The 1,431-nt window shown below is 62.6% G+C and carries 1 protein-coding gene; it reads left to right on the top strand.

From position 1 onward, the window contains the following. The first annotated feature begins 49 nt into the window (after positions 1-49). Positions 50-1,273: an IS701 family transposase gene (locus tag XH88_RS25690; RefSeq protein ID WP_271671040.1), complete on the top strand. Its 1,224-nt coding sequence runs from the start codon at positions 50-52 to the stop codon at positions 1,271-1,273. Positions 1,274-1,431 lie beyond the last annotated feature (158 nt).

Here is a 1,431-nt window from a genome sequence, read left to right as displayed (position 1 = left end):
CTAGCATTACAGTTGCATCTTCCTGAAGGTTCTGAATCCATGGGCGACCATGATTCGGGATCTGATGATTGGTGGCGCGTCAGTTGAAGATACGCTGACGCTGTGGGCTTCGGCGTTGCGAGATATCAAGCAACGCATCCGTCCGCTGTTTACGCAGGAGCGGGTCGCGGCCGCGGCGGGGCAGTTTCTCGACGGACTGTTGGGCAACGAGCCGCGCAAGACGGGTTGGATGCGGGCGGAAGCGGCCGGCGATCCAGGCCCGTGGCGCCAGCAAGCGATCCTGGGTCGGGGGCAGTGGGACGCCGATGCGCTGCGCGATATTGTCCGTGAATACGTGCTGGAAACGCTGCCCGATGAGGACGCGGTTCTGGTCATCGATGAGACCGGCTTTTTGAAACAGGGCAAGGCCTCATGCGGCGTCGCGCGCCAGTACACCGGCTCGGCCGGCAAGATCACCAATTGCCAGATCGGAGTGTTCGCCGCCTACGTGTCGCGGCATGGCCATGCCTTCATCGACCGGGCACTCTACCTGCCAAAGGACTGGACGGACGACCCCGCTCGCCTGAAGGCTGCGCATGTCCCGAGCGATGCGGGCTTTGCGACAAAGCCCAAGATCGCGCGTCACATGATCGCTGGCGCGATCGCCGCACAGGTGCCGTTCGCGTTCGTGGCCGCGGACAGCGTGTATGGCACCGGTGAGATCGAAACCCTGCTGCGCAAGGAGGGCAAGGGCTATGTTCTGGGTGTTGCGTCCAATCATGTGTTCCGTTCCTGGGGCAAGCCGCAGCCTGTCGCCGGCACCGCCTCCGCGATTGCGCAGAGCCTTCCCAAGAAGGCCTGGCGCCGCCTGGCGTCCGGCGAGGGGATCAAAGGGCCGCGCTGGCACGACTGGGCCTATCTCGAGCTGGCCGATCTCGACGCCGGTGAATACAACGACGACCTTGCCGGGGAATGGACGCGGGGTCTTCTGATCCGCCGCAACATCGCCGACGGCAGCTTGGCCTTCTTCTCCACATGGTGCCCCAAAGGCACCTCCATGCAGAAGCTGGTGTCGGTGGAAGGTCATCGCTGGGCCATCGAGGACAGCTTCGAAACCACCAAGAACGAGCTCGGCCTTGATCACAACGAAACCCGCTCCTGGCATGGCTGGCATCGCCATGTCGCACTCGTCATGCTTGCCTTCGCCATGATGGCCGTCATCCGTCATCGGGCCAACACCGGGTCGTTGCTTAAAAAAACACGACCGCGGCCTCGCCCGAAGCATCGTTCTTGATCCGCTGGTCGATCCAGGAAATCCGGCGCCTCGCCATGAAGCTTGCCCAGCGGCGCATCCCGCACGCCCATATCCTCGCATGGTCGTCTTGGCGTAGGTGCCATCAGGCCAACGCGCGCAAAGCCCATCTCAGGAAAAAATTGCAACTGTAATGCTAG

This window comes from Bradyrhizobium sp. CCBAU 51627, assembly GCF_028128765.1.
Taxonomy (GTDB): Bacteria; Pseudomonadota; Alphaproteobacteria; order Rhizobiales; family Xanthobacteraceae; genus Bradyrhizobium.
The sequence above is the reverse complement of the archived record's forward strand: the minus strand, read 5'-3'. Positions and strand labels throughout refer to the sequence as shown.